Origin of the sequence: Bacillus sp. CBEL-1 (genome assembly GCF_004348885.1) — a bacterium.
In the GTDB taxonomy this organism is placed as follows: domain Bacteria; phylum Bacillota; class Bacilli; order Bacillales; family Bacillaceae_H; genus Priestia; species Priestia aryabhattai_A.
On the sequence record NZ_SBIM01000014.1, the window covers coordinates 56,791 to 83,329 of the forward strand.

General features: G+C 38.5%; 28 protein-coding genes, 1 tRNA gene and 1 riboswitch. Of the genes, 14 read left to right on the plus strand and 15 right to left on the minus strand.

Annotated features, from left to right (window positions below; translation table 11 throughout):
- Nucleotide 1 precedes the first annotated feature (1 nt).
- The 5 genes from EPL02_RS19545 (at nt 2) to EPL02_RS19565 (ending at nt 4,992) form a co-directional block, all read left to right on the plus strand.
- Nucleotides 2-1,360, plus strand: a complete 1,359-nt coding sequence (locus tag EPL02_RS19545) for a YheC/YheD family endospore coat-associated protein (protein ID WP_131888531.1) — start codon at nt 2-4, stop codon at nt 1,358-1,360.
- Entirely contained in the window at nt 1,357-2,514 is a 1,158-nt protein-coding gene (locus EPL02_RS19550) for a YheC/YheD family endospore coat-associated protein (RefSeq protein WP_131888532.1), read from the plus strand. Before EPL02_RS19545 ends, EPL02_RS19550 begins: the two co-directional genes overlap by 4 nt.
- Before the next feature lie 74 nt (nt 2,515-2,588).
- Nucleotides 2,589-2,801 carry a DUF5342 family protein gene (locus EPL02_RS19555; RefSeq protein WP_131888533.1) on the plus strand — a complete coding sequence of 71 codons (213 nt, stop codon included), beginning with the start codon at nt 2,589-2,591 and terminating at the stop codon, nt 2,799-2,801.
- 31 nt (nt 2,802-2,832) lie between these two features.
- Nucleotides 2,833-3,729: a PucR family transcriptional regulator gene (locus tag EPL02_RS19560; protein WP_094912678.1), complete on the plus strand. Its 897-nt coding sequence runs from the start codon at nt 2,833-2,835 to the stop codon at nt 3,727-3,729.
- A 153-nt stretch (nt 3,730-3,882) separates the two neighbouring features.
- Entirely contained in the window at nt 3,883-4,992 is a 1,110-nt protein-coding gene (locus EPL02_RS19565; RefSeq protein WP_094912677.1) for an ABC transporter ATP-binding protein, read from the plus strand.
- Nucleotides 4,993-5,027: 35 nt separating this feature from the next.
- Here EPL02_RS19565 and EPL02_RS19570 read toward each other — a convergent pair whose 3' ends face one another.
- The gene (locus EPL02_RS19570) at nt 5,028-5,270 is read right to left on the minus strand and encodes a hypothetical protein (protein ID WP_094912735.1); all 243 of its coding nucleotides are present in this window, start codon (nt 5,268-5,270) and stop codon (nt 5,028-5,030) included.
- A 172-nt stretch (nt 5,271-5,442) separates the two neighbouring features.
- On the opposite strand from EPL02_RS19570, the gene EPL02_RS19575 reads away from it, so the two are divergent.
- A tRNA-OTHER gene (locus EPL02_RS19575) sits at nt 5,443-5,518 on the plus strand.
- Nucleotides 5,519-5,556: 38 nt separating this feature from the next.
- Nucleotides 5,557-5,778 carry an alpha/beta-type small acid-soluble spore protein gene (locus EPL02_RS19580; RefSeq protein ID WP_025907811.1) on the plus strand — a complete coding sequence of 74 codons (222 nt, stop codon included), beginning with the start codon at nt 5,557-5,559 and terminating at the stop codon, nt 5,776-5,778.
- A gap of 85 nt (nt 5,779-5,863) precedes the next feature.
- On the opposite strand, the gene EPL02_RS19585 is transcribed toward EPL02_RS19580, so the two are convergent.
- Entirely contained in the window at nt 5,864-7,141 is a 1,278-nt protein-coding gene (locus tag EPL02_RS19585; protein ID WP_131888534.1) for a hemolysin family protein, read from the minus strand.
- Between the two features lie 231 nt (nt 7,142-7,372).
- Between EPL02_RS19585 and EPL02_RS19590 the strand changes: the two genes are divergently transcribed.
- Nucleotides 7,373-7,993: an NAD(P)-dependent oxidoreductase gene (locus tag EPL02_RS19590; protein WP_131888535.1), complete on the plus strand. Its 621-nt coding sequence runs from the start codon at nt 7,373-7,375 to the stop codon at nt 7,991-7,993.
- Nucleotides 7,994-8,038: 45 nt separating this feature from the next.
- Here EPL02_RS19590 and thiD read toward each other — a convergent pair whose 3' ends face one another.
- The 7 genes from thiD to EPL02_RS19625 form a co-directional block, all read right to left on the minus strand.
- Nucleotides 8,039-8,839, minus strand: a complete 801-nt coding sequence (gene thiD, locus EPL02_RS19595) for a bifunctional hydroxymethylpyrimidine kinase/phosphomethylpyrimidine kinase (RefSeq protein WP_131888536.1) — start codon at nt 8,837-8,839, stop codon at nt 8,039-8,041.
- 20 nt (nt 8,840-8,859) lie between these two features.
- Complete coding sequence (locus EPL02_RS19600) at nt 8,860-9,882, minus strand: thiazole biosynthesis adenylyltransferase ThiF (protein ID WP_131888537.1); 1,023 nt, start codon at nt 9,880-9,882, stop codon at nt 8,860-8,862.
- Nucleotides 9,879-10,646, minus strand: a complete 768-nt coding sequence (locus EPL02_RS19605) for a thiazole synthase (protein WP_094912734.1) — start codon at nt 10,644-10,646, stop codon at nt 9,879-9,881. Before EPL02_RS19605 ends, EPL02_RS19600 begins: the two co-directional genes overlap by 4 nt.
- Before the next feature lie 5 nt (nt 10,647-10,651).
- Nucleotides 10,652-10,855 (minus strand): sulfur carrier protein ThiS, encoded by a 204-nt coding sequence (thiS, locus tag EPL02_RS19610; RefSeq protein WP_094912672.1) that lies wholly within the window; start codon nt 10,853-10,855, stop codon nt 10,652-10,654.
- On the minus strand, nt 10,852-11,979 hold the full coding sequence (gene thiO, locus EPL02_RS19615; RefSeq protein WP_131888538.1) for a glycine oxidase ThiO: 1,128 nt from the start codon (nt 11,977-11,979) through the stop codon (nt 10,852-10,854). The genes thiS and thiO overlap by 4 nt, the downstream gene beginning before the upstream one ends.
- Nucleotides 11,963-12,589: a thiazole tautomerase TenI gene (tenI, locus tag EPL02_RS19620; RefSeq protein WP_131888539.1), complete on the minus strand. Its 627-nt coding sequence runs from the start codon at nt 12,587-12,589 to the stop codon at nt 11,963-11,965. The genes thiO and tenI overlap by 17 nt, the downstream gene beginning before the upstream one ends.
- 80 nt (nt 12,590-12,669) lie before the next feature.
- Nucleotides 12,670-12,769, minus strand: a riboswitch (TPP riboswitch).
- Nucleotides 12,770-12,853: 84 nt separating this feature from the next.
- Nucleotides 12,854-13,054: a hypothetical protein gene (locus EPL02_RS19625; RefSeq protein ID WP_094912669.1), complete on the minus strand. Its 201-nt coding sequence runs from the start codon at nt 13,052-13,054 to the stop codon at nt 12,854-12,856.
- Between the two features lie 373 nt (nt 13,055-13,427).
- On the opposite strand from EPL02_RS19625, the gene EPL02_RS19630 reads away from it, so the two are divergent.
- The 4 genes from EPL02_RS19630 (at nt 13,428) to EPL02_RS19645 (ending at nt 16,788) form a co-directional block, all read left to right on the plus strand.
- On the plus strand, nt 13,428-14,240 hold the full coding sequence (locus EPL02_RS19630; RefSeq protein WP_131888540.1) for an amino acid ABC transporter substrate-binding protein: 813 nt from the start codon (nt 13,428-13,430) through the stop codon (nt 14,238-14,240).
- Nucleotides 14,224-14,928, plus strand: coding sequence for an amino acid ABC transporter permease (locus EPL02_RS19635; protein WP_094912667.1), 705 nt, complete (start codon nt 14,224-14,226; stop codon nt 14,926-14,928). The genes EPL02_RS19630 and EPL02_RS19635 overlap by 17 nt, the downstream gene beginning before the upstream one ends.
- 26 nt (nt 14,929-14,954) lie before the next feature.
- The gene (locus EPL02_RS19640; RefSeq protein WP_094912666.1) at nt 14,955-15,689 is read left to right on the plus strand and encodes an amino acid ABC transporter ATP-binding protein; all 735 of its coding nucleotides are present in this window, start codon (nt 14,955-14,957) and stop codon (nt 15,687-15,689) included.
- Between the two features lie 109 nt (nt 15,690-15,798).
- Nucleotides 15,799-16,788: an acrylyl-CoA reductase family protein gene (locus EPL02_RS19645; protein WP_131888541.1), complete on the plus strand. Its 990-nt coding sequence runs from the start codon at nt 15,799-15,801 to the stop codon at nt 16,786-16,788.
- Between the two features lie 36 nt (nt 16,789-16,824).
- On the opposite strand, the gene EPL02_RS19650 is transcribed toward EPL02_RS19645, so the two are convergent.
- Nucleotides 16,825-18,234 (minus strand): SpoVR family protein, encoded by a 1,410-nt coding sequence (locus EPL02_RS19650; RefSeq protein WP_094912664.1) that lies wholly within the window; start codon nt 18,232-18,234, stop codon nt 16,825-16,827.
- Between the two features lie 247 nt (nt 18,235-18,481).
- Between EPL02_RS19650 and EPL02_RS19655 the strand changes: the two genes are divergently transcribed.
- Both EPL02_RS19655 and EPL02_RS19660 read left to right on the plus strand, forming a co-directional pair.
- Nucleotides 18,482-18,739, plus strand: a complete 258-nt coding sequence (locus EPL02_RS19655; protein ID WP_078990274.1) for a YhdB family protein — start codon at nt 18,482-18,484, stop codon at nt 18,737-18,739.
- 188 nt (nt 18,740-18,927) lie between these two features.
- Entirely contained in the window at nt 18,928-19,491 is a 564-nt protein-coding gene (locus EPL02_RS19660) for a biotin transporter BioY (RefSeq protein ID WP_286175494.1), read from the plus strand.
- A 31-nt stretch (nt 19,492-19,522) separates the two neighbouring features.
- Here the strand turns inward: EPL02_RS19660 and EPL02_RS19665 are convergent, their stop codons facing one another.
- The 5 genes from EPL02_RS19665 to EPL02_RS19685 all read right to left on the minus strand — a co-directional run bounded on the left by EPL02_RS19665 (nt 19,523) and on the right by EPL02_RS19685 (nt 26,523).
- Nucleotides 19,523-21,274: a phospho-sugar mutase gene (locus tag EPL02_RS19665; protein WP_094912662.1), complete on the minus strand. Its 1,752-nt coding sequence runs from the start codon at nt 21,272-21,274 to the stop codon at nt 19,523-19,525.
- Between the two features lie 192 nt (nt 21,275-21,466).
- A complete protein-coding gene (locus EPL02_RS19670; protein WP_131888543.1) occupies nt 21,467-23,146 on the minus strand; it encodes a glycerol-3-phosphate dehydrogenase/oxidase in 1,680 nt (559 codons plus the stop codon).
- A 221-nt stretch (nt 23,147-23,367) separates the two neighbouring features.
- Entirely contained in the window at nt 23,368-24,858 is a 1,491-nt protein-coding gene (glpK, locus tag EPL02_RS19675) for a glycerol kinase GlpK (RefSeq protein WP_131888544.1), read from the minus strand.
- Between the two features lie 65 nt (nt 24,859-24,923).
- Nucleotides 24,924-25,751, minus strand: coding sequence for an MIP/aquaporin family protein (locus EPL02_RS19680; protein WP_131888545.1), 828 nt, complete (start codon nt 25,749-25,751; stop codon nt 24,924-24,926).
- A 217-nt stretch (nt 25,752-25,968) separates the two neighbouring features.
- On the minus strand, nt 25,969-26,523 hold the full coding sequence (locus EPL02_RS19685; RefSeq protein WP_025907831.1) for a glycerol-3-phosphate responsive antiterminator: 555 nt from the start codon (nt 26,521-26,523) through the stop codon (nt 25,969-25,971).
- Nucleotides 26,524-26,539 lie beyond the last annotated feature (16 nt).

Below are 26,539 nucleotides of genomic sequence, written 5' to 3' on the forward strand. Positions count from 1 at the left end.
AATGACTAACTTACTTTTTCAATTAAAGGTGTTACCGGAACAAGAGGATGTACTGTATGTACCATCCTCTCTTTATCATCATAAATTAGATACTATTTATTTCGGTACGTTTTCTTCTACTTGTCAGATTTATGAAGCCCCTGAAGCTGTGAATGAAATCAAAATTTCACAAAACCTGCTGGATTTATTACATCTTTCGACTCATCATGATGTTCATATCTATACCGATGAGCATAGCATCTATATCGGTCCATTAATCGGCGTATTATCCGCAGGGTTTACAGGCTCTTTGCTACGTCCAATTGGAAAACGCTCTTTACTGTTTGCTAAGCTTTTGTCTACAGCTTCAATGACTGGAGGCATTCCTTTTTTATTTGGCATTCATCATATTAAGTGGGATTCTGGCACAATCTTAGGTTATTTTTATACATCAAGCGGCTGGGAGCAACGAGAAGTTCCTCTTCCAAATGTCATTTATAATCGATTACCCAATCGAAAAACAGAAAGCCTTGATGCCTTTAAAATGATTAAAGAAAAATTAGCTGATGAATATCAAATTCCGCTCTTTAACCCTAACTTCTTTAACAAGTGGACGGTTCATACCCTTCTACAAAAGGATGAAGCAGTTAAAGGGTTCTTACCGTACACCATTGATGCGCCAAGCTTAGATCAGTTGTCTCGAATGGTAGAAAACTACGGTTCAATCTATTTGAAGCCCAAAAATGGAAGTTTAGGCCGTGGTATTTATACGCTTTCCTATTGTTCTGGTCAGAACGTTTATCAGCTTTGCTTTAAAGAAGAAAGCTTAATAAAAAAAACACATGCTTCGCTAGCCATCTTAGTTGATGAGGTATTTAAAACAAATGAGAGAGAGCACTATATTGCACAGCAAGCCATTCCACTGTTAAAAAAAGATAACCGAATTGTCGATTTCCGAGTTCATACGAATAAAAACTTAAACAATCAATGGGAACTATCTGCTGTTGCAGCAAAAATAAGTGGTGGAGAAACGGTCACGACACACATGACAAATGGAGGGGAAATCGAACCCTTACAGCGCGTTTTTACGAATCCAGAAACAAGAAAGAAAATACAAAATCTATTGGAAAGTACGGCTCTGCTCATCAGCTTATCATTAGATCATCAGGTGGACGGACTTATTGGTGAAATTGGATTCGACTTCGGGGTTGATACGAGAGGAAACATATGGATGTTTGAAGCCAACTCCAAGCCAGGTCGATCTATTTTTTCACATCCATCTCTACGAAAAGAAGATCAATATACAAGAAAGCTTGCGTTAGAATACGCCATTTTCTTGTCAAAGCAAGCTATTTTATCTCTTGAGGCTTCACTTCCATGATTACCGTTTATTATAGTGAAACAGACGATACTTGGTACCACCAAGAATTACATTCCTCCTATGTATGGGGTACACAAGATGTTGAGCTTCCGGTTAAGCTTGATCCTACTAAAGCTTCCTTTCGCTTGCGAACTAGAGGAAGTAAAGCAGGTCCTATAATTGGAATTATTACGAGCAACGCTGTTTTAAACACCCTGAACCAGAAGCAACACCTTCTCTTTAAAGAAATTCATCAAGCTTTACAACAAACTGGAGGCATACTTGTTTTATTTTCTCCTGAACAGTTTCACAAACATTACGTATATGGAAGTTATTTTGAGGAAATAAGCGATCAGTGGTGCCACGCTACGTTTCCTCTTCCAGATTTTATCTATAATCGCTTTCCAAACCGCTTTACTGAGCATAAAAAACTTAAAACGTTAATGTTTCAAAGCAAGCTGCTTCGTATTCCACTCTTTAACACCAGCTTTTTTTCCAAGTGGGAGACATATGAGCTATTATCAAAAAACCCCACTATACAAAAGCACCTTCCTGATACTCGACTACTTTTATCGCTTGAAGATGTACGTACGATGCTTAAAAACCATCAAAAAGTGTACTTAAAACCAATTCACGGTAGCAAAGGGAAAGGAATTTTCACCTTAACATCTCATCAGGATGGAAGCATTCAATATGAAAGTTCTCATCAAAAAAAGACCTACCCTTCTCTTGAACATGTGCCTATCCCTACCCGCTCTTATCTTGTTCAAGAAACGATTGACACCGATACTCTTCAAGACATGCGCTATGACCTCCGCATATTGGCTAATCGCTTAAAAAAACGATACATTATCAGTGGAATTGGAGTGAGACAAAGCGAGCGTCAAACCGTAACCACTCACACATTAAATGGGGGAATTATTAAATCTATTGAAGAGCTCTCTTATGATATAGACCATTCTTTTTTAACATCTCTAGTAGATGCATGTGGTCAGCAACTTCATCAGCACTTTCAATTTGTTGGAGAATTTTCACTTGATATTGGAAGAACAAAAGCCGGTGATTATTACATCTTTGAAATCAACGCCAAGCCAATGGTCTTTGATGAACCTCACATCCGATCCGTTGGTATCAAGCATCTAATAAGGTTATTTTATAAATTAACGAATTTTTAAAATAATTGCTTTCCATTTCCTCTTCTCATGATAAGCTTATTAAAAAGCGGTGAAAATGAGAAAGGGGATTTTTTATGGTTACACATTTCCGAATCAAGCCTTTGTATCAACAAAAAGAAATGCCGGGATGGTTCATCTCCTTTTATGTGAGTGGTACTTATTACGAAGCAGACTATTTAAAAACCGGTGAAATTCAGTTTAAACACCCACTATCTCCAAACATTAATCGGGAAGAAGTCATTTCTCTTATTCATGAACTAATGTTATTTCACGTCTATCAAGACTAGTTAAAAGTAAAGAGTAGAAAGGAGTTTCATGATGGAGCAGCTAAAAAACATCTTTGGCAATAAACTACTATATTCAGATGTTCCCTACCAATTCCACCGATACAAATGGTTTCGAAGCGATGAATATCATTTTATTGGAATCGAGCAAGACGCGCTTTCTGAGAAAGAACTTGCTCTACTCTCAGCATTTCTTATTCCTTACGAACCAATGACCGCCACGCTCTCAGCGGAACAATCGTATTGGTATCAGCTACTATTCGAAGATAAGCCTACAGTAATAAATAAATTGGATAAATTCAAGCTGATTCGTTTTACTTATTTTTCAATTAAACGTTTGTTTGAACAGCGCACAGAGTTTGAAGATGCTCTTTCATCCATGTATGCGACTCCCATTACAATCTTATGGGACAACTTACAAAGCGGTGTAATTATTGAAAAAGTAGTGGATTCATCAGAGTTAACAAGAGATTTACAGGATAGCGTAACGATTTTATCACATGATTTTGAAAGTGATATGCAATTTTTTGAAGGCCAACTTCACTCTTTTCCTTTTTCACCCTCTCATGCTTTTCACATGGAAAAAAGCTGGTTTGAACAAGTTCAAAAAGTGTTTGAAAAAGAAAAAGTGATTAAGCTTTCAACAACGCTCCCATATTGGTTGATTAAAGAGATGTCTCCCGCTGCCAAGGAACAAATGAATACTATTTTATCGTTAATAAAAGATGACGAGACTTTACTTAACACTGTTAAATGTTATTTAGAATGCAATCTTAACGTATCGCTTGCGGCAAAGAAACTATATATGCATCGCAACAGTCTGCAGTATCGCATCGATAAGTTTATTGACCGAACCGATCTAGATATTAAAAACTTTCAAGGAGCTGTTTCAGCCTACCTTGCCATATTAGCAGCCGAGTCGCTGAATTAATAAAATGAAAAGGTTTTCGTAAACATGCACGAAAACCTTTTCATTTTTTTGTGCACATCTGCCATTTACCGGTTTTCTTATTCATCGTACACTGTTTATACAGAAAGCGGTTTCAAAATAACAAAGGTACATACTCAAGGGGGAGAATAAAAAATGGCTGAATTAAAATTAGAGCATATTTATAAAATTTATGATAAAAACGTAACGGCTGTAAAAGATTTTAACCTTCACATTGAAGACAAAGAGTTTATCGTCTTCGTTGGACCATCTGGTTGCGGTAAATCAACAACTCTACGAATGGTAGCAGGCTTAGAAGAAATTTCACAAGGTGATTTCTATATCGACGATAAGCGCGTGAATGACGTTGCGCCAAAAGACCGTGATATTGCGATGGTATTCCAAAACTATGCGTTATATCCTCATATGACTGTATATGACAACATGGCGTTTGGATTAAAGCTTCGTAAGCTTCCAAAAGATGAAATTGATCGTCGTGTAAAAGATGCTGCGCGCATTCTTGGGTTAGAGCAATATCTAGACCGCAAACCAAAAGCTTTATCAGGGGGGCAGCGTCAGCGTGTAGCATTAGGACGTGCAATCGTTCGTGACGCAAAAGTATTCCTAATGGATGAGCCACTATCAAACTTAGATGCAAAGCTTCGTGTGCAAATGCGCTCCGAAATTGCTAAGTTGCACCAACGATTAGGTACAACAACAATTTACGTTACGCATGACCAAACGGAAGCAATGACAATGGCTAGCCGCTTAGTTGTTATGAAAGACGGTATCATTCAACAAGTTGGAACGCCTAAAGAAGTATACGAAAAGCCAGAAAATGTATTCGTAGGCGGATTTATTGGTTCACCTGCTATGAACTTCTTAAAAGGAAACCTGTCTGATGGTAAGATTACGGTGGGTGATTCTGTTCTTGCAGTTCCAGAAGGGAAAATGAAAGTATTACGTGACCAAGGCTATGTAAATAAAGAAGTAATTCTAGGTATCCGTCCTGAAGATTTTCATGATGAGCCTGTCTTCATTGAAGCTTCAGCTGGCACAAAAGTAACCGTTAATGTGGATGTTTCAGAGCTAATGGGAGCTGAAACAATGGTGTATGCTAAAATTGGCGGACAAGACTTTGTCGCTCGCGTAGACGCTCGTTCTGAAGTAAAAGCTCAACAAAAGCTTACTTTAGCATTAGACTTAAATAAATCTCACTTCTTTGATGCAGAAACAGAAAGCCGCATTCGTGCAGAAAAAGAATAAGAATAAAAAAGAGAAGAGTTCCCTCTTCTCTTTTTTTATTCTTTAATGAACTTAATCTCTTCGTGCTGACATCTCTGACAATAGAAAAAGTGTGTGCAAATATGCTGCACATAATCATTTGAAATGCCGTTTTCAAGCTTTAATTCATCAATTTCCATATACGCGCTGTAATCATCGAAATAGTCGCTAATCTTTCCCATATCGCTTAACTCATAGCCACATACCTTACAATATTCAGATAAAGTGGACAGCCCATTGCAAAGCTCACATATATGCATCATTTCCTTACCCCTTCTTTACTTCGATAAGATATACATAATATGTGCAACTCCACTATTTCTACTCTACTGATCTCCATTTAAATTACCAATAATTACTAATATTTTCTGATGTATAAACTTTTAAGTGCTTTGTCATACTACTAGTAACAACAAAGCAAGCATTTACTACTGGGCTACGCCGAGGTAGGCAGATAAGTTTCTTGCTAAACTTATCGACGCTGGTTCAATTCCAGCTAGCCCAACCATACTACTATTATTTTATCTAACGAGGAGATGAATAAACATGGCAAACTACCAAAAAGCATCAAACAGCAATTCATCAAACAAGTTAGTAGCACCTGGAGCTCAAGCTGCTATCGATCAAATGAAATTCGAAATCGCAAGTGAATTTGGCGTAAACTTAGGGCCAGACACAACAGCTCGCGCAAACGGATCTGTTGGTGGAGAAATCACTAAGCGCTTAGTACAATTAGCTGAGCAACAATTAGGTGGCGGCAAGTACTAATATTTACACAATTTTATAACATGGCTATAGCACCTCAACAACTGTTGAGGTGCTTTTTATTTTTACAATAGACAAGATACGATTTCTAGTCTGCTATTTCCACTTCATTATTTGACGCTGACTGAACTTGAACGTTGACTTTACGAATACGACGATTTTCAACCTCTTTAATTGTAAACGTTACGCCTTCATAACTAAAGAAATCTCCTGCAACAGGAACCCGTTCAAATTGTTCAAAAATCCAGCCACCAAGGGTATGATACGAACTTTCTGGTGCCGGCACCTCAACATATTTTAAGAAATCATCAAGGGGGATTTCCGTATTAAATTCAAACTCTGTTTCACTAATTTGATCCACATAGCGAACAGCTTCATCGTGCTCATCCCAAATTTCTCCTACAATTTCTTCTAAAATATCTTCAAGAGTCACCAGACCTGAAGTACCACCAAATTCATCTACAACGATTGCCATATGTACTTTGTTCTTCTGTAATTCAGGTAGTAAAACAGAAATTTTCATTGATTCGACCACAAACATTGGCTCACGTACTAATTCACGAAGATTTACTTCTTTTTCTTGAACTAAATATGTTAAAAAATCACGTTCTGATAAAATTCCAATAATATTGTCAATATTATCTTCATAAACTGGAATTCGCGAATATCGTTCTTCTAAAAAGATTTCTTTTATTTCATCAATCGGCTGATTGACCTCTATCGCTACCATATCGATTCTTGGTTTAAGAATTTGTCCAACAACAATTTCATTAAACTCTAACGAACGATGAACAAGCTCTTTTTCTTGATTATCAATAACGCCTTCCTCTTCACTCAGGTCAACCATTACTTTAATTTCTTCTTCAGTAACTGAAGGGCTATATTCTTTACCTGTGAATAGCTTTGACACACCAGACTTCAGCAAAACAAAAAGATAAGAGATTGGTGTTAGTACTTTAATTAAAAAGTATAAAATACCGGATATCATCAATGTAAAGCTTTCTGCATGCTCTTTTGCTAATGATTTAGGTAATACTTCACCAAAAATTAAAATTAAGATGGTCATAACTACTGTACTAATGACAAGCGCTGAATTACCGCCGAATAAATCAATTGCTACCTTCGCTGAAATAGAAGATGCAGCAATGTTTACAATGTTATTTCCAATTAAAATGGTGGATAACGCTTGGTCAAAGTTTTCAGTAATCAACAGCGCTTTTTTGCTTCCTCTTCTTTTTTCATCAGCATAGTTTTTCAGGCGTATTTTATTTACACTTGAAAAAGCTGTTTCAGCAGATGAAAAGAAAGCTGATAATAAGATAAGAACTGCCAACAAAATAATTTGACTCAGGGGTAGGTCTACCAAAGGTCATTCACTCTCCTAAAAAAATAATAAAATTTTATACTACATCATTGCGTTTACCCTTTAGTGCAAAATAGTACAAATATATCATATCAGAAACCTTTCTATTTGAAAATGAATGTCAACTGCTATGACAAACCGATTTTATTTGGCTATTTCTAGAAACTGCTTTATTATATTCTATGAAAGAAAGATTCATGCCCTTCGTATGTTTACATAAAGGAGAGATACAATTTGGATATTGCTTTATTAGGTGCAACGGGACGCGTTGGTCAACAGCTTATTGAACTATTATTGGAAAACAATCACAAGGTAACAGCTTTAGTTCGGAATGTGCACCGCATGCCTATTTCACATACTAACTTGAAGGTAATTGAAGGCGACGCTCGTGAAGAAAAAGTATTGGATTGTTTGTTTCAGGGACAGAATGCTGTCATTAGTACACTTAGTACCGATGGAGCTAACGTCATTTCAGAAAGCATGCCTGTAATTATAAAAGTAATGACCAGGCATAGTATTGAGCGAATTATTACTGTTGGCACCGCAGGAATCTTACAATCTCGAACAGAACCTTCACTATATCGATTTCAGTCTAGTGAATCAAAGCGTAAGCTTACAAGAGCTGCTGAAGATCACCTAAAAGGGTTTTTGACCTTGAAAGAAAGTAATCTTCTTTGGACGATTGTATGCCCTACTTACTTACCTGATGGAAATATTACAGCGCACTACCGCGTTGAAAAAAACGTCCTTCCCTTAGATGGGAAAAAGATATCCACGGGTGACACCGCTCATTTTATTTATGAGGAACTGTTAGATCCGCAATTTCCTCATTGCCGAGTTGGCATAAGTGAATAGAAAACAGCATCTCAAAAGTAGAGATGCTGCTTTTGAGATGCTGTTTTACGTAAGCTTCTGATAAGCCCAATGATTTGTAGGTCCATGCCCATTTCCAATTTCTAGCGTATCTTTAATCGCAGCATGTACGAAATCCGAAGCAAGCTGAACGGCTTCTAGAATAGTTGCTCCTTTAGCTAACTCAGCTGCTACGCATGCAGCAAACGTACAACCTGTTCCGTGCGTATGCTTCGTCTCTACGCGCTTATGAACAATTTCATAAAAGAACTGGCCGTCGTAGACTAAATCAATCATCTCCTCTTGTGATTGATCATGGCCTCCTTTTATGACTACATTTTTCACTCCAAGGCTATGAAGATTTTTGGCTGCTTCTTTTCGCTGTTCCATCGTTGTAATTTCATATCCTGTCATAATTTCTGCTTCGGGAATATTAGGCGTCACAACTTCGGATAATGGTAGCAGTACATCATTTAACGCAGCAATAGCTTCTTGCTGAAGTAATGATTGTCCGCCTTTTGCGATCATAACCGGGTCGACTACTACGTTTTTCAGTTCGTACTTATGCAGCTTATCCGCCACAATACGGATAATATCTGAGCTAAAAAGCATGCCTGTCTTAATGGCATCTGGGCGTAAATCGGTAACAACTGAGTCAATTTGCTTGGCAATTGCTTCCTCAGTGAGCGGATATACCCCTTGAACACCTAGAGTGTTTTGAGCCGTTACCGCTGTGATAGCGGACATACCAAATACTTTACGCTCTTGAAATGTTTTTAAGTCTGCTTGAATTCCGGCTCCTCCTCCGCTATCAGAGCCAGCTATTGTCAGTGCTTTTGCTACACTCATAAAAATCTTCCTTTCGTCATTTACCCAATATAACGGTGATAAAGTTTTTTTGCTTCTACTGTATCTTTTGTGCCGTGTACAAAAATTCTTCCATCCTGAAACACAACAAGACGATAATCATCAATTGCTACGGACAAAAGATATGGATTTCGGTCCACTCGGTACCCTTTACCTTTTAAATGCTGTTCTAACTCTACTATGTTAGGTGCTTGCGTTGCCTTTGCAGGGCGAATTTGTACAGTGTCACGTCCGCATAGTACAGCTGTTTTCAACTGATTTTCAAATTGAAGTGCAGGAAAAACTGGCTGCTGACCACACGATGTACATTCATCTGTTTTTAAAGCATGAACGTTCATGGTACGGTATTCATTTTTCCAAACATCAAATGATACTAGCTGTGAACGCAGCGCTCCTTGATCTTCTACAAGAATCTTTAGTGCCTCTGTCACTTGGTGTGCAACAACCATCTGTACAGCAGGGCTAATAATCCCTACCGTGTCACACGTAACCCCACCTAAAGGTACTGATTCTAACAAACATGCTAAACATGGAGTTTCTCCGGGAACGATTGTATAGCTAATCCCATAGCTCCCCACACACGCTCCATAAATCCAAGGAATTTGGTGTTTTTGTGATAAGTCATTTATTACAAGACGTGTATCAAAGTTATCCGTAGCATCAATTATTAAATCAACGTTTTCCAGCAGCTGTTCAATAAATTGAGGCGTACCGTCTGCTACGTGTGCTTCAATATCAACATCTCCATTAATCTCAGCGAGCCTTTCTGAAGCAGCTACTGCTTTTGGAATACGATTAGCTGCATCTCTCTCACTATAAAGCTGCTGACGCTGCAAATTGCTCCACTCTACATAATCTCGGTCAATGATTGTTAACTTTCCAACCCCAGCTCGAACAAGCGCTTCTGCATTTCCTGTCCCTAGAGCACCTGCTCCAATTAATAAGATATGCTTTTGTGATAATTTTTTCTGTCCTTCTTTACCAATCGGGGAAAAGAGCTCTTGACGTGAATAGCGCTCTGTCACCCCATACTCATCCCTTCTGTTGGGCTACTTGCGACCGCATATTCTTTAAATGGAATACGACCAGCTAAATAAGCATCACGCCCCGCTTCGATTGCAAGCTTCATCGCGCGAGCCATTTTCACAGGATCTTTTGCACCTGATACAGCGGTGTTTAGTAAAACAGCATCCGCACCTAGCTCCATTGCCTTGGCAGCATCAGAAGCTGTACCAATGCCCGCATCTACAATAACAGGCACCTTAGACTGTTCAATAATAAACTGCAGGTTCAACGGATTAATAATCCCTTGTCCCGACCCAATTGGAGAAGCTCCAGGCATAATAGCATGAACACCTAGTTCCTCAAGCCTTCTAGCAAGTACAACATCATCAGACGTATACGTTAATACTGTAAAACCTTCTTTTAACAACTCTTCACTTGCTTTTAACGTTTCAACAGGGTCTGGCAATAACGTTTTATCACAGCCAATCACCTCAACCTTGACCATATCACACAACCCAGATGCCTTTGCCAGCTTCGCAATTCGAACCGCTTCTTCGGCATTTTTAGCTCCAGCTGTATTTGGTAAAAGCGTAAACCTTTTAACATCAAGAGCTTCAAGCAAGTTAGGCTGAGACTGATCAAAAATATCCATTCTCCTCACTGCAAATGTTAAAATCTCTGTTTCTGATTCTTCTACTGCTTGACGCTGCGTCGTATAATCTGGAAACTTCCCTGTACCTAAAAGTAAACGAGATGCAAATTCATATTTTCCTATTTTCAACATAACTTTCATCCTCCTCCTACAAATGAAACAATCTCTAGTAAATCGCCTTCTGACAATGAGGCTTTTTCATGATCTTGCTTTTGTAAAATCTCTTTATTTAACTCGACAATAACTACTTTCTCATGTAAATCCCTTGATTCTAATAACTCAGAAACCGTTTGAATTGAGGAATCTATCTCAACGCTCTTTCCATTAATCACTAAGTTCAATACGTTCCCTCCATTTCTCTTTGTAAGCGAAAAGCTGAAAAAAAGGAATGTTTTGGATTCTCACCTTTCATTTGCTCCGCCATGATTTTACCTGTGATTGCACTTAGTAAAATACCATTTCGGTAGTGTCCACATGCTAAATAAACATTATCTAATTCCGGGTGCTGTCCTAAATATGGCCAACCATCTACAGTTTGTGGACGAAGCCCTGCCCATGCTTTTTCAAATGACGCCTCTGCAAGTGATGGAACAAGAGAGATTGCTTTGCTAATTAAAAATTCAATAGCTTCTGCAGATACGTGCTTCGTGTAATCATGGGGACGCTTTGTAGCTCCAATCACTATTCTTCCTCCTGCTTTTGGAACAACATAAAATCCTTCATCTAAAAATATGGTCTTTTGAATGCTTGGTTGATTGGTCGTGAGGGATATACACTCACCTTTAATAGGAAACAAATGCTTTGGCTGAATAGCCGTCACCAGCTCTTTCGTCCAAGCACCGGCGCTTACCATCACTTGGTCACTGTAGAAGTTGCCCGCTGATGTCCGTACGCCAACTACCTTTTTGTTATCGTATATAAGCTCATGAACATGACAGTTCTCATAAATAGCTGCCTGATGGTACAAAGCTCCGTGTACCAAAGCTTGGGTTAACTTAGCTGGCATCAGCTGGCCATCTTTTGGAATGCTAATAGCCCCGTATGTATCAGGGGTTAACAGCGGTTCAGCTTCCCTTGCTGCGTCAGGAGATAACCACTTCACTTCCGAATCCCACCGCCTGTGACGCTCTGCTTTGGCTTTTAGCAAACCTGCTTCCGCTTCAGTTGCTGCTACTTTTAATAGTCCTTTTTGAATGAGCTCAACATCAATATTCGTTTTTTCTTTTAATTCAGCAACGAGATTCGGAAAAAGCGACCTACTTTGAATGGCTAGCTCTAAAAGCGGCCCTTCTTCATCAATTTCAGCTTGTGCTCCTAATATTCCAGCAGCTGCTCCCGATGCTTCACAACCAATCTGGTTTTTTTCTAAAATTGCTACTTGATATCCCATTTTAGAAAGGTGATACGCGGTTGAGGCTCCAATGACCCCGCCACCAATAACGAGTGCATCATAATGTATTTGCATATGTATCACTCCACCTCCTTAGTTGTTCATCATATTCCTTCGCTGCCTGTAGCGGGTTTTCATCTTGAAATACACCCGACATAACAGCGATGCCGTGTGCACCTGTGCTTAATACTTCGCTCACATTGCAAGGCATAATTCCCCCGATGGCAATTACGGGTATTTTCACTGAACGAACCACTTGATTTAACCGTTCAAGCCCTCGAGGTGTTTGACCAAGCTTTGATTTTGATGGATATACATGACCATAAATGACATAATCAACACCTGTTTGTTCAGCTTCCTGTGCTTCTTTAATACTGTGTACGGATTTACCAACAATCAATGGCTGAAAATGTGCTTTTACCCCTTGAACACTTAGACTGTGATAAGCCAAGTGCACACCCTTTACATGAGAGGCAAAAGCTACATCTACTCGATCGTTAACAATTAGCTTTGAAGGATGTACGTCTTTTTTGAGTTCTTCAATGAGCATTTCTAACTCTCGTGCCGTTCGCTCTTTTTCTCGAATATGGATAGCTCCTACATACGGGTCAATATCTCTGCTAATTTTCAGAAGCTGTTCAAAGGACTGTTTCCCTGTTGACACAGCGTGTAGTTTGGGTATCATAGCATCCTCACCTTTATTTCGACATAAACGCAAAAAAACCACTCTACAACGTAGAGTGGTTGGCATGCATTCATTATGTAAACATGGCTCATCCACTTCCCTACGCTGGTACAAACCAGATCAGGTTCAAAGGGTCCGAATTTTTTCGTCTCAGCCATAAAGGCTCCCCTAGTGATTTTTTCTAATATTTTCACTTTTCATTTAGAAGTATAACATATTTGTGAGTGATTACAACCTACTGGACCATTTTTCTCATGTACCGAGCTAATAATCTTCGAGCTCTTTTTCTTTTTCCCTATGCTCTTCCCATAGAAATGAGCCAAGTAAGGTAGCAAAAGTTAGGATATAAAATCCGTAGAATAACAAGGCAGCTATGCTGTTAACCATTAAAAAGATAAAACTAATGACTTGTCCTGCAATTGTTACAATCAATAAAATATATTTCCATACTTCACGTTTTCTCATTAAACTTATCTCCACTTTTCAAATCCTAATTTCAATGCTCTTTTCTCTATTATAACAAGTTTCGAGTATGAGTAAGGAATATCTAATCAAAATAAAACAATTGTCCCAAAAACAATAAGGGAAGAACGTAAATGTTGTTAAAATATCATCAGCTATCTACTTATTCCCTTTCCTTTTTATTCATAAACTAATGATTTTTAATATGATAATCCCAACCTTTTCCTGATGCTCTACAAAGTACATAAACCCTTTGAGAACAGCCATACTATCTATTAGAAGTTTTTTTTATTGACTTTTAACTTCTTCTTGTTTAATATCAATTACGCTATCAAGAAATATAATTCCTATCAAATTACTGGGGGTTTAACAAAAAATGAAAAAATTAGTTGCATTTTTATCTCTTTTATTAGCGTTCACAGTTGTGTTAGCAGCTTGTGGGTCAAATGAAAAAGAAACAAATAACGCAAGTAAAAGTGATCAAGATTTATACGAAAAAGTAAAAGAAGAAGGCGTTCTAACAATTGGAACAGAAGGTACATACCCTCCATTTACGTTCCATGACGACTCTAATAAGTTAACAGGCTTTGACGTTGAAATTGCACAAGAAGTTGCAAAGCGCCTTGGTGTGAAAGCTGAATTTAAAGAAACACAGTGGGATGGAATGTTTGCTGGTTTAGACGCTAAGCGTTTTGACATGATTGCTAACCAAGTTGGAATTCGTCCAGACCGCGAAGAAAAATATGATTTCTCTGACCCATACATTGAGTCTGCAGCGGTGCTTGTTGTTCGTGAAGACAATAATGAAGTGAAATCATTTGAGGACATGAAAGGTAAAAAGTCTGCACAATCACTTACAAGTAACTATGCTGATTTAGCAAAAAAATATGAAGCTGAACTAGTAGGTGTTGAAGGATTCACGCAATCAGCTGAGTTAATCGTTTCAAAACGTGTAGACGGTACAATTAATGATAAATTATCATTCTTAGACTATAAAAAACAACGTCCAAATGCACCTGTAAAAATTGTAGATGAAGCAGAAGACGCATCAGCAAGTGGATTAATGTTTCGCAAAGATAGCGGTAAGTTAGTGGAAGAAGTAAATAAAGCTTTAGCAGATATGCAAGAAGACGGCACATACGCTAAAATTTCTGAAAAATGGTTTGGTGAAGATGTTTCTCCTAAATAGTATCTTTACTGACCCTGAGCGTGCAGAGCGCTTAATCTCTATTGCTCAATCCTCCCTCTATCCAATGATAGAGGGAGCTATTCAATATACTATTCCACTAACGCTTATTTCATTTATACTAGGCCTTATTTTAGCTATTCTTACAGCGCTTGGACGCTTATCTTCTATAAAAGTATTTAATATAATTGCGCGCGTATACGTGTCACTGATTCGAGGGACACCTTTACTAGTGCAATTATTTATTATTTTCTACGGGTTGCCAACGCTAGATATTACAATTGATCCATTTGTTGCCGCAGTAATTGGGTTTTCATTAAACGTAGGTGCGTACGCATCTGAAATCATCCGTGCTGCGATTTTATCGATTCCTAAAGGGCAATGGGAAGCTGGTTATTCAATTGGGATGACATATACTCAAGCTTTAAAGCGTATTATTTTACCCCAAGCTGCTCGCGTATCCATTCCGCCTTTATCGAATTCATTCATTAGCCTTATTAAAGATACGTCGCTAGCATCTCTTATTTTGGTAACCGAAATGTTTCGTCGTGCACAAGAAATTGCGGCCACAAACTATGAATTTTTATTACTTTATACGGAAGCGGCTCTTTTATACTGGATTATGTGTACCATTCTTTCCATTGTTCAAGGACGAATTGAAGCGAAGCTTGACCGTTATGTCTCAAGATAACTGTATTAAAAAAGGAGTTTATTAGCGTGATTAACATTACGAACCTTCATAAATCATTTGATGATTTACACGTATTGCGAGGAATTGATTTAAACATCGAGCAGGGTAAAGTAGTGGTTCTAATCGGTCCTTCAGGTTCCGGAAAAACAACGTTTCTTCGCTGTTTAAACTTGCTGGAACTTCCTACTGATGGCAAAATCATCATCGATAATCAAGAAGTAAGCTTTGAGAAAAAGTTACCAAAGCAAAGGATAACATCTTTTCGTAGCTTAACGGGAATGGTATTTCAAAACTATAATTTATTTCCTCATAAAACAGCGCTTGAAAATGTTATGGAAGGGCCTGTTATTGTAAAGGGTATTTCAAAACAACAGGCGAAAGAACGCGCTGTTTCCCTGCTACAAAAAGTTGGACTAGGAGACAAGGTTAATTTTTATCCATTTCAATTATCAGGAGGACAACAGCAGCGTGTGGGTATCGCTCGAGCAATGGCTATGGACCCTAAAGTAATGCTATTTGATGAGCCTACATCTGCTTTGGATCCTGAGCTTGTAGGCGATGTTCTAAAAGCAATGAAAGATTTAGCAAGAGAAGGCATGACCATGGTTGTGGTCACACATGAAATGCGCTTTGCTCGAGAAGTGGCAGACGAAGTAATCTTTATGGATCAAGGCGTAATCATGGAGCGTGGAACGCCAGAAGAAATTTTCAAAAACCCTAAAGAAGAGCGAACTCGTCGCTTTTTAAATATGATTCAATAAAAGGCTGCTGAACTGCAGCCTTTTGCATTATCTGCATCGTATTATACTTTTGAATTTTTGTCTTTTATAATAAATATAAGCTCGAAGATATGAAGGGAGACAGAACGGCATGGAAAATTTTAAAGCTCTTGTCTTAACAAAAGAGAACGAACAAGTTCAATCTACTATTCAAACGCTCACGCTCGACGAGTTACCGCAAAGCGATGTTCTCATCAAAGTTCACTACTCAGGTATTAACTATAAGGATAGCCTAGCTAGTATTCCAAACGGAAATATTGTCAAAGCCTATCCCTTTGTACCAGGAATTGATTTAGCAGGTACGGTTGTTTCTTCTAATAATCCTCGCTTTAAAAGCGGTGATGAAGTCATTGCAACCAGCTACGAAATTGGAGTCTCTCATTACGGTGGCTATAGTGAATACGCTCGCATCCCTGCAGACTGGATTGTTCCTCTTCCCGATGGACTAACCTTAAAAGAAGCTATGGTAATTGGAACAGCTGGCTTTACAGCTGCTTTATCTGTAAAAAAGCTCATTGATTCGGGCTTGAAACCAAAGAATGGCCCTGTCCTAGTCACTGGCGCTACAGGTGGTGTAGGAAGCTTTGCCGTTTCTATTTTATCAAAGATGGGTTATGAGGTTGCTGCTAGCTCTGGAAAAGCTTCTAGTGCCACCTATTTAACAAAGCTTGGAGCTACCACTCTTTTAACTAGAGAAGATGTTTACAACGGTAAAGTCAAAGCCTTAGCAAAAGGAAAGTGGGCTGCTGCAGTCGATAGCGTAGGCGGTGAAACGCTCGCAAGCGTGCTATCCCAAATTCAATACGGTGGTTCTGTTGCAGCTAGTGGCTTAACGGCTGGAACAGCCGTCCCAACTACAGTTTTCCCGTTCATCTTACGCGGAGTGAACTTACTTGGTATTGATTCTGTCTATTGCCCAATGTCCCTTCGAAACGAGACATGGGAGCTGCTAGCAACAAACTTTAAGCCAAACCAGCTTGAAGACTTCATCCAAGAAGAAATCTCTCTTAATGATGTACCTAACTATCTTCCAATGCTGCTTGAAGGACAAGCTCAAGGTCGTATACTCATTAAACTGTAGATATACAAAAAGGAGAAGCGAATGCTTCTCCTTTTATTATAAATGCTTTCGGTGCACTGTTTTCCCGTCATACGTAAAGGCGATTGGCTTTTCTTCCATTACGGTTTCTAGATGCACAGGTCTGCCCCACAATTGATACAAATACGGCACAACCTTCTCTAAATACTTGACGTCTAGTTCAATTCCTTCATACCAATGTTTTAAGTATAGCTCTCCATTTTTCAAGTAATCACCATTCGTGACTGTAATATACGGAAAACCACCGTTTACGCGCATGTTAACAAGTTGATCTCGCACTTCTGTCCAGTCTTTATCTACAATCTTATAATCTTTCCCTTGCTTTTGAAATAAGTACATATCCTCTCTCATGACAAGGTCTTTTGTTAGGTAGTTTCGAATAAATGAGATATCCGATTCAACTTCCCTAACCTCAAACATTTTTTCCCGTCCTGAACCTTTTTGAATGCCGCGTCGCTGCATTTCGGCAGTAGGATTATCATATCGTTCTTCAATGTCTTCAAAAATCTTCAAGCCCAAATAATATGGATTGATGCTTGTTCTAGACGGTTGAACAACACCTGCATTTAGCTTTGCAAATTCAATAGCTTCATCGCTTGTTAAATCCATTTCACGAATGATTCGCTGATGCCAATAAGATGCCCAGCCTTCGTTCATAATTTTTGTTTCAAGCTGCGGCCAAAAATACAGCATTTCTTCTCTCATCATCGTTAAAATGTCGCGCTGCCACTCTTCTAAGTATGGGCTGTATTGTTCAATAAATAAAAGAATATCCTTCTCTGGCTGAGGTGGAAATTTCTTAAACTTCTCCACTTGACGAGTTTTCTTTTTCCCACGTGAGTCTAAGCTCCATAAATCATCGTATGGTGATGAAACTTCTTCCTGCTCTTCTTCTACATCATCCATGCTCCATGACAGTTTTGCCCTCATTAAAGATGGATCAATATGCTCTTGAATCGATAAAATTGCATCTAAGAACTTCTCTACTTCTCGCTTGCCATATTGTACTTCATATTCTTTAATACGATCTGCAGTTGCAGCCATGCTTTCAACCATATCTCGTTTAGAATTCGCAAAGCGGCTGTTGTTTTTAAAGAAGTCACAATGGGCTAAAACGTGAGCTACAATAAGCTTGTTTTGAATCAGTGCATTTGAATCAAGTAAAAATGCATAGCAAGGATCTGAGTTAATAACTAGTTCATAAATTTTGCTTAAACCAAGGTCATAATGAAGCTTCATTTTATAGAACTGCTTTCCAAAGCTCCAGTGAGAAAACCTTGTAGGCATGCCATATGCGCCAAATGTATAAATAATATCAGCTGGACAAATCTCATATCTCATTGGATAAAAATCTAAACCAAATCCTGTTGCAATTTCAGTAATTTCGTCAATCGCTCGATGTAGTTGTTTATAGTCCGCTTCTTTCACTACAACTCCCCCTTTATATCCCTTAATTCAATCTATGTCCTAATGACGCAAATCATGTGTTTTGAATCAGGTTCTTTATAAGAAATTGGGAAGGTAGTACTTTATTTTCACACAAAACAATTCATTCTAATGTCATTTTTGCTTCCTAACCGTTATTTATACATTGGTCTTTTGACCAACATTTACAGGGGAACAAATTTCGTAAATATCATACACTAATTTCAACTCCTCAAAAGGAGGACTGTTAATGGACACAATTGATTATGACCGTGCTTTATATTACACGAATCGATCACAATGGGATAACTTGTTAATTTTAATGGTTCGCACTGAAGATGATTTTCTTTCAAAGAAAATCGAACATTTTTTACACGCCTACAACTTTGAACGAAACTATCGAGTAATTCAAGAAGAACTGTATTCGTTATTGCGTTATATTGACCATGCTTCAGAGCTTTCAGAGCACAACCTGAATGATTTTGTAGCAGTGGATCCCTTAACGTAACATCACCTATAGATAAAAGAAGAGGTTTTCCTCTTCTTTCTTTTTGTGAACCTGAATAAAAAATAAGTTGACATAAATAATCATTTACACGTACAATTTGAGTATCATTGACTATCTTACATATGAAGGAGAAGATTACTTTGAGTGGAAAACTTCGTTTTCGTACACTTGATTTAACATTAGCAGGGATGTTCGCAGCTCTCATGGCTATTGGTGCAAATATTACATCTTGGGCACCATTCTTACAGGTAGCTGGCGTTCCACTGTCTATGCAACCATTTTTCGTAATACTAGCCGGGATTTTATTAGGAAGTCGCTTAGGGGCTATTTCCATGATTGTATACTTCCTTGTGGGGCTTGCAGGAGCACCTGTATTTGCTCAGTTTAAATCAGGAGCTAGCGTTTTATTTGGCAGTACGGGCGGCTTTTTATTATCATATATTGTTGCTGCTTATGTAGTAGGAAAAGTTATTGAATGGAAAGGGAAACCTCATTTTTCAGTATTTATAAGTGCTGCACTTGCAGGTATTGCCATTATCTATATTATTGGAACAACATATATGTACATGGCTGTTAACTATTGGTTAGAAGCTCCGGCAATGAGCTATGCGACTGCTTGGAAAGTTATGCTTTGGTTTGGTGTAAAAGACATTATCTTTACAATTATTGCGGCGTTAATTGCGCCTCGAATTTATAAAGCTTTAACAGCTTCTCCTTATTACAAAGGAATTCATTCAAATAAAGCTGTATAGAAAAGGCTGAGCAAATAAGCTCAGCCTTTTTTTAAGCGTTCACGCGATTAATAACTTCTTCTACTTGATTCATAACGGCTTTTTGAACATCAGCTAACTGGTTAGCGCTCGCTTGTTCATCTTTGGTTACGACACCAAAATAAAACTTAACTTTTGGTTCTGTACCAGATGGACGTAAGCAGAACCATGAACCATCTTCTAGTACATATTTAAGTACGTTTGATTTTGGAAGCTCAATATCTTCTACTTTTCCACTTTCAACAAACTGACGAGTTCCTAGCGTATAGTCTTCAAGAACGGATACTTTAAGACCTGCAATCTCTTTTGGTGGCTCATTTCTAAACGTCGCAAGAATATGTTGAATTTGTTCAGATCCTTCTTTTCCTTTTAACGTTAATGACTTTAATCCTTCTTGATAGAAGCCATAAGTTTCGAAAATTTGATGAAGCGCTTCGTAAAGCGTCATACCTTGCTTTTTGTAATACGCGCATACTTCAACTGCTAAAACAGCAGCTTGCACCGCATCTTTATCACGTGCAAAGCTACCAATTAAATAACCATAGCTTTCTTCATACCCAAATTGGAATTCGTATTCCCCTGTTTGCTCGTATTGCTTGATTTTTTCTCCAATAAACTTGAACCCTGTTAGCGTGTCGACAACATGTAAGCCAAACGAACGAGCAATCTCAGCTCCTATTTCTGATGTTACGATTGTTTTTAATACAACACCGTTTTCAGGAAGCACACCTTGTTCTTTTTTCTGAGAAAGCAAGTAGTGAAGTAAAATTGCTCCCGTTTGGTTTCCTGTAAGCAATGCATATTCACCGCTTGGATCCTTCACAGCAATTCCCAATCGATCGGCATCTGGGTCTGTAGCAATCAATAAATCTGCATCAATTTCTTTGCCTTTATTAACAGCATATTCAAACGCTGCTTTCTCTTCAGGGTTAGGTGACTTTACTGTTGAGAAATTAGGATCTGGTAGTTCTTGTTCTGCAATAACCGTTACGTTCGTATAACCGATTGTTTCTAACGCTTTTCGAACCGGTTTATTAGCCGTACCGTGAAGTGGTGTAAAGACTACTTTTAATTCTGGACCTACCTCTTGTGCTAAGCTAGGATTTAATAAGATAGTTTTGAGCTTTTCATTATATGCCTCATCCATAGAAGCACCAACCATTTCAATCAATCCAGCTGACTTCAACTCTTGCTCTTCTTTTACTGACAGTTCAAGTTCGTTTTCAACAGCATTTACGTAGCCTACAAGCTCATCGGCTTCTTTTGGAGGCAGCTGCCCACCATCTGGGCCATATACTTTGTAACCGTTATACTCAGGGGGATTATGACTCGCTGTAATAACAATTCCACCAAAAGCACCTAATTGACGAACTGCGAAAGATAGCTCGGGGGTTGGGCGAAGCTCATCAAATACGTATGTTTTAATCCCTTCAGTTGCAAGGGTTTTAGCAGCTTCCATCGCAAATTCTGGCGATTTATGTCTTGAATCGTAAGCGATAACAACTCCTTGTGCCTTTGCTTCTTCCCCTGCAGAAGCAATATAATCTGCAAACCCTTTGGATGCTTTGCGAATGGTATACAAATTCATACGGTTAGTACCCGGACCAATTTCGCCACGCATTCCACCTGTACCAAACTCTAAGTTTTTGTAAAAACAATCTTCCAGCTGTTTCTCATCCGCTTTAATGCTTGCTAACGCTTCCTTTAACTCTCCATCTAAATGTACATTTTCAATCCAAGATGTGTATACTTGCTTCCAGTTCATGAAAAAAGCCTCCTCATCAATACCTTTATGTATGAAAAGAGAAAAACGACAAATGTCGCCTTTCCCTTTAAAATGACATGTCATACCTTGTCAATATTGTAACGTAATATGATAAAAATTCGATGAAAGAATCGAATTTCCTGCTATTACTCCTTACGCAATTGACAATTTTTGAAATGTAGTACTATTGTATCATGAAATATCAGCGATTTGGCTACCTTTTTCATCAACTGGCACAACTGCATCATGTAAATGTTTGTTAAGCTCTTGGCTATACTCAGACGTTTGCTGAGGCGTCCAGCTTAACTCTTGCGCCATGTATTTAATAACGGCTTCTTTCCACTCACGGACCCAAGCAATATCAAAGAATAAAGCGCCTGTACGACGGATAAATAAATCGATTGGCTTTGTAACCATCTCTTCTTCTATTCCATACTGTACTTGTAAAAATACGCTTGCCGGTAAATTACTTGCTTTCATTTTATCTTTATAGTCGGTCATGTAGCGATACAACAAATCAATATTAGAACCATAGCGCTTAACAAGTTTTGTTGCTGCTTCAGGAGACAGCCCAAGCTCTACGCCGACTTTCACTTTTTCCTCGACGAATTTCGGGAAATTCTTAGAGCCACCCACATCTCCACCAGAAATCGGTAAATATTTTGTTTGACTAGGTTTAAACGCGTTTCCTTCTGCTTTCAACTGCTCTGCAACCGTATTTACTACAAGCTCTGCCATTTTACGATAGCCAGTTAGTTTTCCTCCAGCAATCGTAATTAATCCTGAATGTGATGTCCACACTTCGTCTTTGCGTGAAATCTCAGATGGATCTTTTCCTTCTTCATGAATTAATGGTCGAACACCAGCCCAGCTTGATTCAACATCATCAACTGTGATATTGACAGTTGGGAACATGTAGTTGATTGCGTCAATTACGTATTCGCGATCTTTTACAGTCATCTGTGGGTGCCTTGCATCTTCTTTATAGACTGTATCCGTTGTTCCAACGTATGTTTTACCATCACGTGGAATAGCAAATACCATACGGCCATCTGGCGTATCAAAGTAGATAGCTTGTTGTAGTGGGAAACGCTTTTGATCGATAACTAAGTGAATCCCTTTTGTTAATTGTAGCTGTTTTCCTTTTTTTGAATTGTCTTTCTCGCGTAATGAATCAACCCAAGGTCCTGCTGCATTAACAACTTTTTTCGCATAAATTTTGTACGCTTTTTTCGTAATTTGGTCAACTACAACTGCACCAATAACCGTTCCATTGTCATAAATAAACTCGTCTACTTTTGTGTAGTTTACTAAATCAGCACCGCGATTTGCTGCTTCTTTTGCTACTTCAATTGTTAAGCGAGCGTCGTCTGTTTTATACTCAACATAATAGCCACCGCCTTTTAAATCCTGTGATTTTACAAGGGGTTCGCGCTTTAATGTTTCTTCAGCACTGAACATTTTACGACGCTCAGAACGTTTGACTCCTGCTAGATAATCATATACGCGTAGTCCCACTGATGTTGAGTACTTTCCAAACGTACCTCCTGTATGAAATGGTAATAACATCCACTCTGGTGTTGTTACGTGTGGACCATTTTCATACACAATGGCACGCTCTTTTCCAACTTCTGCAACCATTTTCACTTCAAACTGCTTTAAATAACGAAGGCCACCGTGGACAAGCTTTGTCGAACGACTTGATGTTCCAGATGCAAAGTCCTGCATCTCAACTAATGCTGTTTTCATTCCGCGATTTGCTGCATCTAAAGCAATTCCTGAGCCTGTAATACCTCCACCAATAACAAGTAAATCATATTTTTGAGTTGTCATTTCTTCTAATTTATTTACACGCATTTTGCTTGAAAACATTTGTCATTCCCCTTTTCTTTTTTCAATTTTTTACAGTTATCTAAAAAAAGAGACCACAAATCGCATATGTATAACATATGGATTCGTGGTCTCTCCGATTCTCCAACCAAATTATTAACTTGTCTTTAGTATAGCATAAATATGATTCATTTTAAAGGTTTTTCCTCTATATCAGCAGGAATTTTTCAATTCCAACATTCAAAATACCAATATTTACATTTTTATTTAAACGCCATTGTTGCGTTAACTGCTTTTTTCCAGCCTGCATATAAGTCTTCACGACGGCTTTCTTCCATATCAGGTTCGAACGACTTTTCCATATTCCACTGCTGCGCAATCTCTTCGCGGTCTTTCCAGTAGCCTACAGCTAGACCTGCAAGATAAGCTGCTCCTAACGCCGTTGTTTCATTAATTTCAGGACGCTCAACGGGAACATTTAACAAGTCGCTTTGGAACTGCATTAAGAAGTTGTTTTTAACTGCTCCACCGTCTACACGAAGGGTTTTTAATGTAATGCCCGAATCAGCTTCCATTGCGCTTAGCACGTCTTTTGTTTGATATGCTAATGCTTCTAGCGTAGCTCGAATAAAATGCTCTTTTTTTGTACCTCGCGTTAAGCCAAACATGGCACCGCGAACATCACTATCCCAATACGGTGTGCCAAGGCCTACAAAAGCTGGAACCATGTATACACCATCTGTTGAATCTACGCGATTAGCATACTTTTCTGTTTCTTTTGCATCCTTAAACATGCGCAGCCCATCGCGAAGCCACTGAATAGCAGAACCAGCGACAAAGATACTTCCTTCTAGTGCATATTCAACTTTCCCATCTACACCCCAAGCTAGCGTTGTTAAAAGCCCATGATCAGACTTAACGGCTTTTTCACCCGTGTTCATTAACATAAAGCAACCAGTTCCATACGTGTTTTTCGCCATTCCTTTTTCATAACATGCTTGTCCAAACAAAGCTGCTTGCTGATCCCCTGCTGCTCCTGCGATTGGAATGTGGTGACCAAAGAAATGGTAATCAACCGTATGCCCATACACTTCTGATGATGGCTTGACTTCAGGTAACATTGATTTTGGCACTGATAAGATATCCAATAGTTCATCATCCCATTGTAAATCGTAAATATTAAACATTAGTGTACGAGACGCATTTGAGTAATCGGTTACATGAGCTTTTCCTCCAGATAACTTCCAAATCAGCCATGTATCAATTGTACCGAACAAAAGCTCACCGTTTTCAGCTTTATCACGTGCACCTTCAACATTATCCAAAATCCATTTTACTTTTGTGCCTGAAAAGTATGCATCAATTAATAAACCTGTTTTTGAACGGAACGTATCGTTGTACCCTTTTTCTTTCAGCTCTTCACAAATGCCTGCTGTTTGACGAGATTGCCATACAATTGCATTATAAACCGGCTTACCTGTTGCTTTTTCCCACACAACCGCTGTTTCACGCTGATTTGTAATTCCAATTGCTTCAATTTGTTCAGGTGTTACCCCTGATTCTGATAAGCAAGAAGCGATAACTGATAAAATAGAGCCCCAAATCTCGTTAGCGTTATGCTCTACCCAACCCGGATTAGGGAAGTATTGAGTAAACTCTTTTTGAGCGACGTGAACAATTTCTCCTTTTTTATTAAATAACATTGCGCGAGAGCTTGTTGTTCCCTGGTCTAATGATAAAATGTATTTTTCCATAGTTTATTTCCCCTTTTCGTATCATTTCTTTTATTTTACTCTGACTCTGATTAAAACGCATTCATTTATTTAATAGCGCTTTTCTTTACCATTCCTGGTGCATTTTTTGCTTTTGATAAACCATATACTCCTGCAAATACTATTACTGCAATTGTTAATACAACCCATAATGCACTGCCTGTTTGGTTTTTAAATGCTGCAAGGTAAAATACTGCTCCTAAAGACCCACCTAGTACAGGTCCTAACACAGGTACCCAAGCGTAACCCCAGTTTGATGATCCTTTTCCTGCAATCGGTAAAATTGCATGTGCAATACGCGGACCTAAGTCACGTGCAGGGTTAATAGCATAACCAGTTGTACCACCAAGAGATAAACCAATGCTTATAATAAGAAAGCCTACAATTAATGGATTCAACCCTTCTGTAAACTCGTTTGCTCCAATTGTTAATAAACCAACCACTAGAATAAACGTACCAATCGTCTCACTTAATAAGTTTGAAAATGGATTAGGAATAGCTGGCCCTGTTGCAAAAACACCTAATTTTGTTCCTTGATCAGCTGTTTCTCTCCAGTGCGGTAGATAATGTAAATATGTTAATGTTGCTCCTAAAATTGCACCAATCATTTGTGCTAGTATATAAAGTGGGACTTCCTTCCACGAAAAATCTCCGACAATTGCTAATCCGATTGTTACCGCTGGATTTAAGTGAGCACCACTAATGTTACCAACTGCGTATACAGCCATTGCAACAGCTAGTCCCCAACCAAACGTAATAACTATCCAACCTGAATTTGCTGCATATGATTTTTTTAAATTAACGCCGGCACAAACTCCAGCACCTAATATAATTAAAATCATCGTGCCAATTACTTCACCTAAAAATGGACTCATATAAAAAACCTCCTTCGGTCTAATAAGAAACCGTTTACACCAAGAAGAGAATAAAAAAATCCACCATACTTCCCTCTAAATTCATGCATATAAATTTAAAGAGCTATATCGTGGATCTCCTATTCTCCGTCACATGTATTAACTTGTTTACAAGTTTACTAGCTGTTGAAAGCGTTGTCAACACATTTTCGACAAAAAATTCAAACCTCATAACTCTTTATTTAAACGTATTCCACAATTGTTTATTCGAAGTAGTGACTGCAGCTGCACCTGCAGCGATTGCATTCTTTACTTCTTCTTCCGTTCGAATAAGACCACCCGCGAGAACTGGTATCCCGGTTTCTTCCGCTACCTCTTTAAGAAGTGATGGAATAATCCCTGGTAATAGCTCAATAAAATCTGGCTCTACCTTTTTAATGAGCTCATAGCTTTTCTTGAGGGCTGTACTATCTAGCAAAAAGACGCGCTGAATGGCATAAATACCTCGCTGTTTCGCTTTTAAAATCACGTTGGTACGCGTGGAGATAATGCCAGCCGGCTTCAATTCTTGACATAGAAAGTCAACCGCATATTCATCTTGCTTTAGGCCATGTATTAAATCGAGATGAATAATCATTTTCTTTTGGTGTCGATGAACTTCTTTCATAATGCCTCGCAGTAAACCTACTTGGTTATCTAACAAAACACCATACTCATATTCACTTGCTAAAAAACGTTCCAACTGCTTCATATCACGTACAGCAGGCAAAACGGATTGTCCATGAAAACTCATGTTTTCCCCTCACTCT

Bases quoted from the DNA above. Each gene is read 5' to 3' on its own strand.
- EPL02_RS19545 (WP_131888531.1), top strand. From the start codon at position 2: ATGACTAACTTACTTTTTCAATTAAAGGTGTTACCGGAACAAGAGGAT.
- EPL02_RS19550 (WP_131888532.1), top strand. From the start codon at position 1,357: ATGATTACCGTTTATTATAGTGAAACAGACGATACTTGGTACCACCAA.
- EPL02_RS19555 (WP_131888533.1), top strand. From the start codon at position 2,589: ATGGTTACACATTTCCGAATCAAGCCTTTGTATCAACAAAAAGAAATG.
- EPL02_RS19560 (WP_094912678.1), top strand. From the start codon at position 2,833: ATGGAGCAGCTAAAAAACATCTTTGGCAATAAACTACTATATTCAGAT.
- EPL02_RS19565 (WP_094912677.1), top strand. From the start codon at position 3,883: ATGGCTGAATTAAAATTAGAGCATATTTATAAAATTTATGATAAAAAC.
- EPL02_RS19570 (WP_094912735.1), bottom strand. From the start codon at position 5,270: ATGCATATATGTGAGCTTTGCAATGGGCTGTCCACTTTATCTGAATAT.
- EPL02_RS19580 (WP_025907811.1), top strand. From the start codon at position 5,557: ATGGCAAACTACCAAAAAGCATCAAACAGCAATTCATCAAACAAGTTA.
- thiD (WP_131888536.1), bottom strand. From the start codon at position 8,839: ATGAGTGTAGCAAAAGCACTGACAATAGCTGGCTCTGATAGCGGAGGA.
- EPL02_RS19605 (WP_094912734.1), bottom strand. From the start codon at position 10,646: ATGTTGAAAATAGGAAAATATGAATTTGCATCTCGTTTACTTTTAGGT.
- thiO (WP_131888538.1), bottom strand. From the start codon at position 11,979: ATGCAAATACATTATGATGCACTCGTTATTGGTGGCGGGGTCATTGGA.
- tenI (WP_131888539.1), bottom strand. From the start codon at position 12,589: ATGATACCCAAACTACACGCTGTGTCAACAGGGAAACAGTCCTTTGAA.
- EPL02_RS19625 (WP_094912669.1), bottom strand. From the start codon at position 13,054: ATGAGAAAACGTGAAGTATGGAAATATATTTTATTGATTGTAACAATT.
- EPL02_RS19630 (WP_131888540.1), top strand. From the start codon at position 13,428: ATGAAAAAATTAGTTGCATTTTTATCTCTTTTATTAGCGTTCACAGTT.
- EPL02_RS19635 (WP_094912667.1), top strand. From the start codon at position 14,224: ATGTTTCTCCTAAATAGTATCTTTACTGACCCTGAGCGTGCAGAGCGC.
- EPL02_RS19645 (WP_131888541.1), top strand. From the start codon at position 15,799: ATGGAAAATTTTAAAGCTCTTGTCTTAACAAAAGAGAACGAACAAGTT.
- EPL02_RS19655 (WP_078990274.1), top strand. From the start codon at position 18,482: ATGGACACAATTGATTATGACCGTGCTTTATATTACACGAATCGATCA.
- EPL02_RS19660 (WP_286175494.1), top strand. From the start codon at position 18,928: ATGTTCGCAGCTCTCATGGCTATTGGTGCAAATATTACATCTTGGGCA.
- EPL02_RS19665 (WP_094912662.1), bottom strand. From the start codon at position 21,274: ATGAACTGGAAGCAAGTATACACATCTTGGATTGAAAATGTACATTTA.
- EPL02_RS19670 (WP_131888543.1), bottom strand. From the start codon at position 23,146: ATGTTTTCAAGCAAAATGCGTGTAAATAAATTAGAAGAAATGACAACT.
- glpK (WP_131888544.1), bottom strand. From the start codon at position 24,858: ATGGAAAAATACATTTTATCATTAGACCAGGGAACAACAAGCTCTCGC.
- EPL02_RS19680 (WP_131888545.1), bottom strand. From the start codon at position 25,751: ATGAGTCCATTTTTAGGTGAAGTAATTGGCACGATGATTTTAATTATA.
- EPL02_RS19685 (WP_025907831.1), bottom strand. From the start codon at position 26,523: ATGAGTTTTCATGGACAATCCGTTTTGCCTGCTGTACGTGATATGAAG.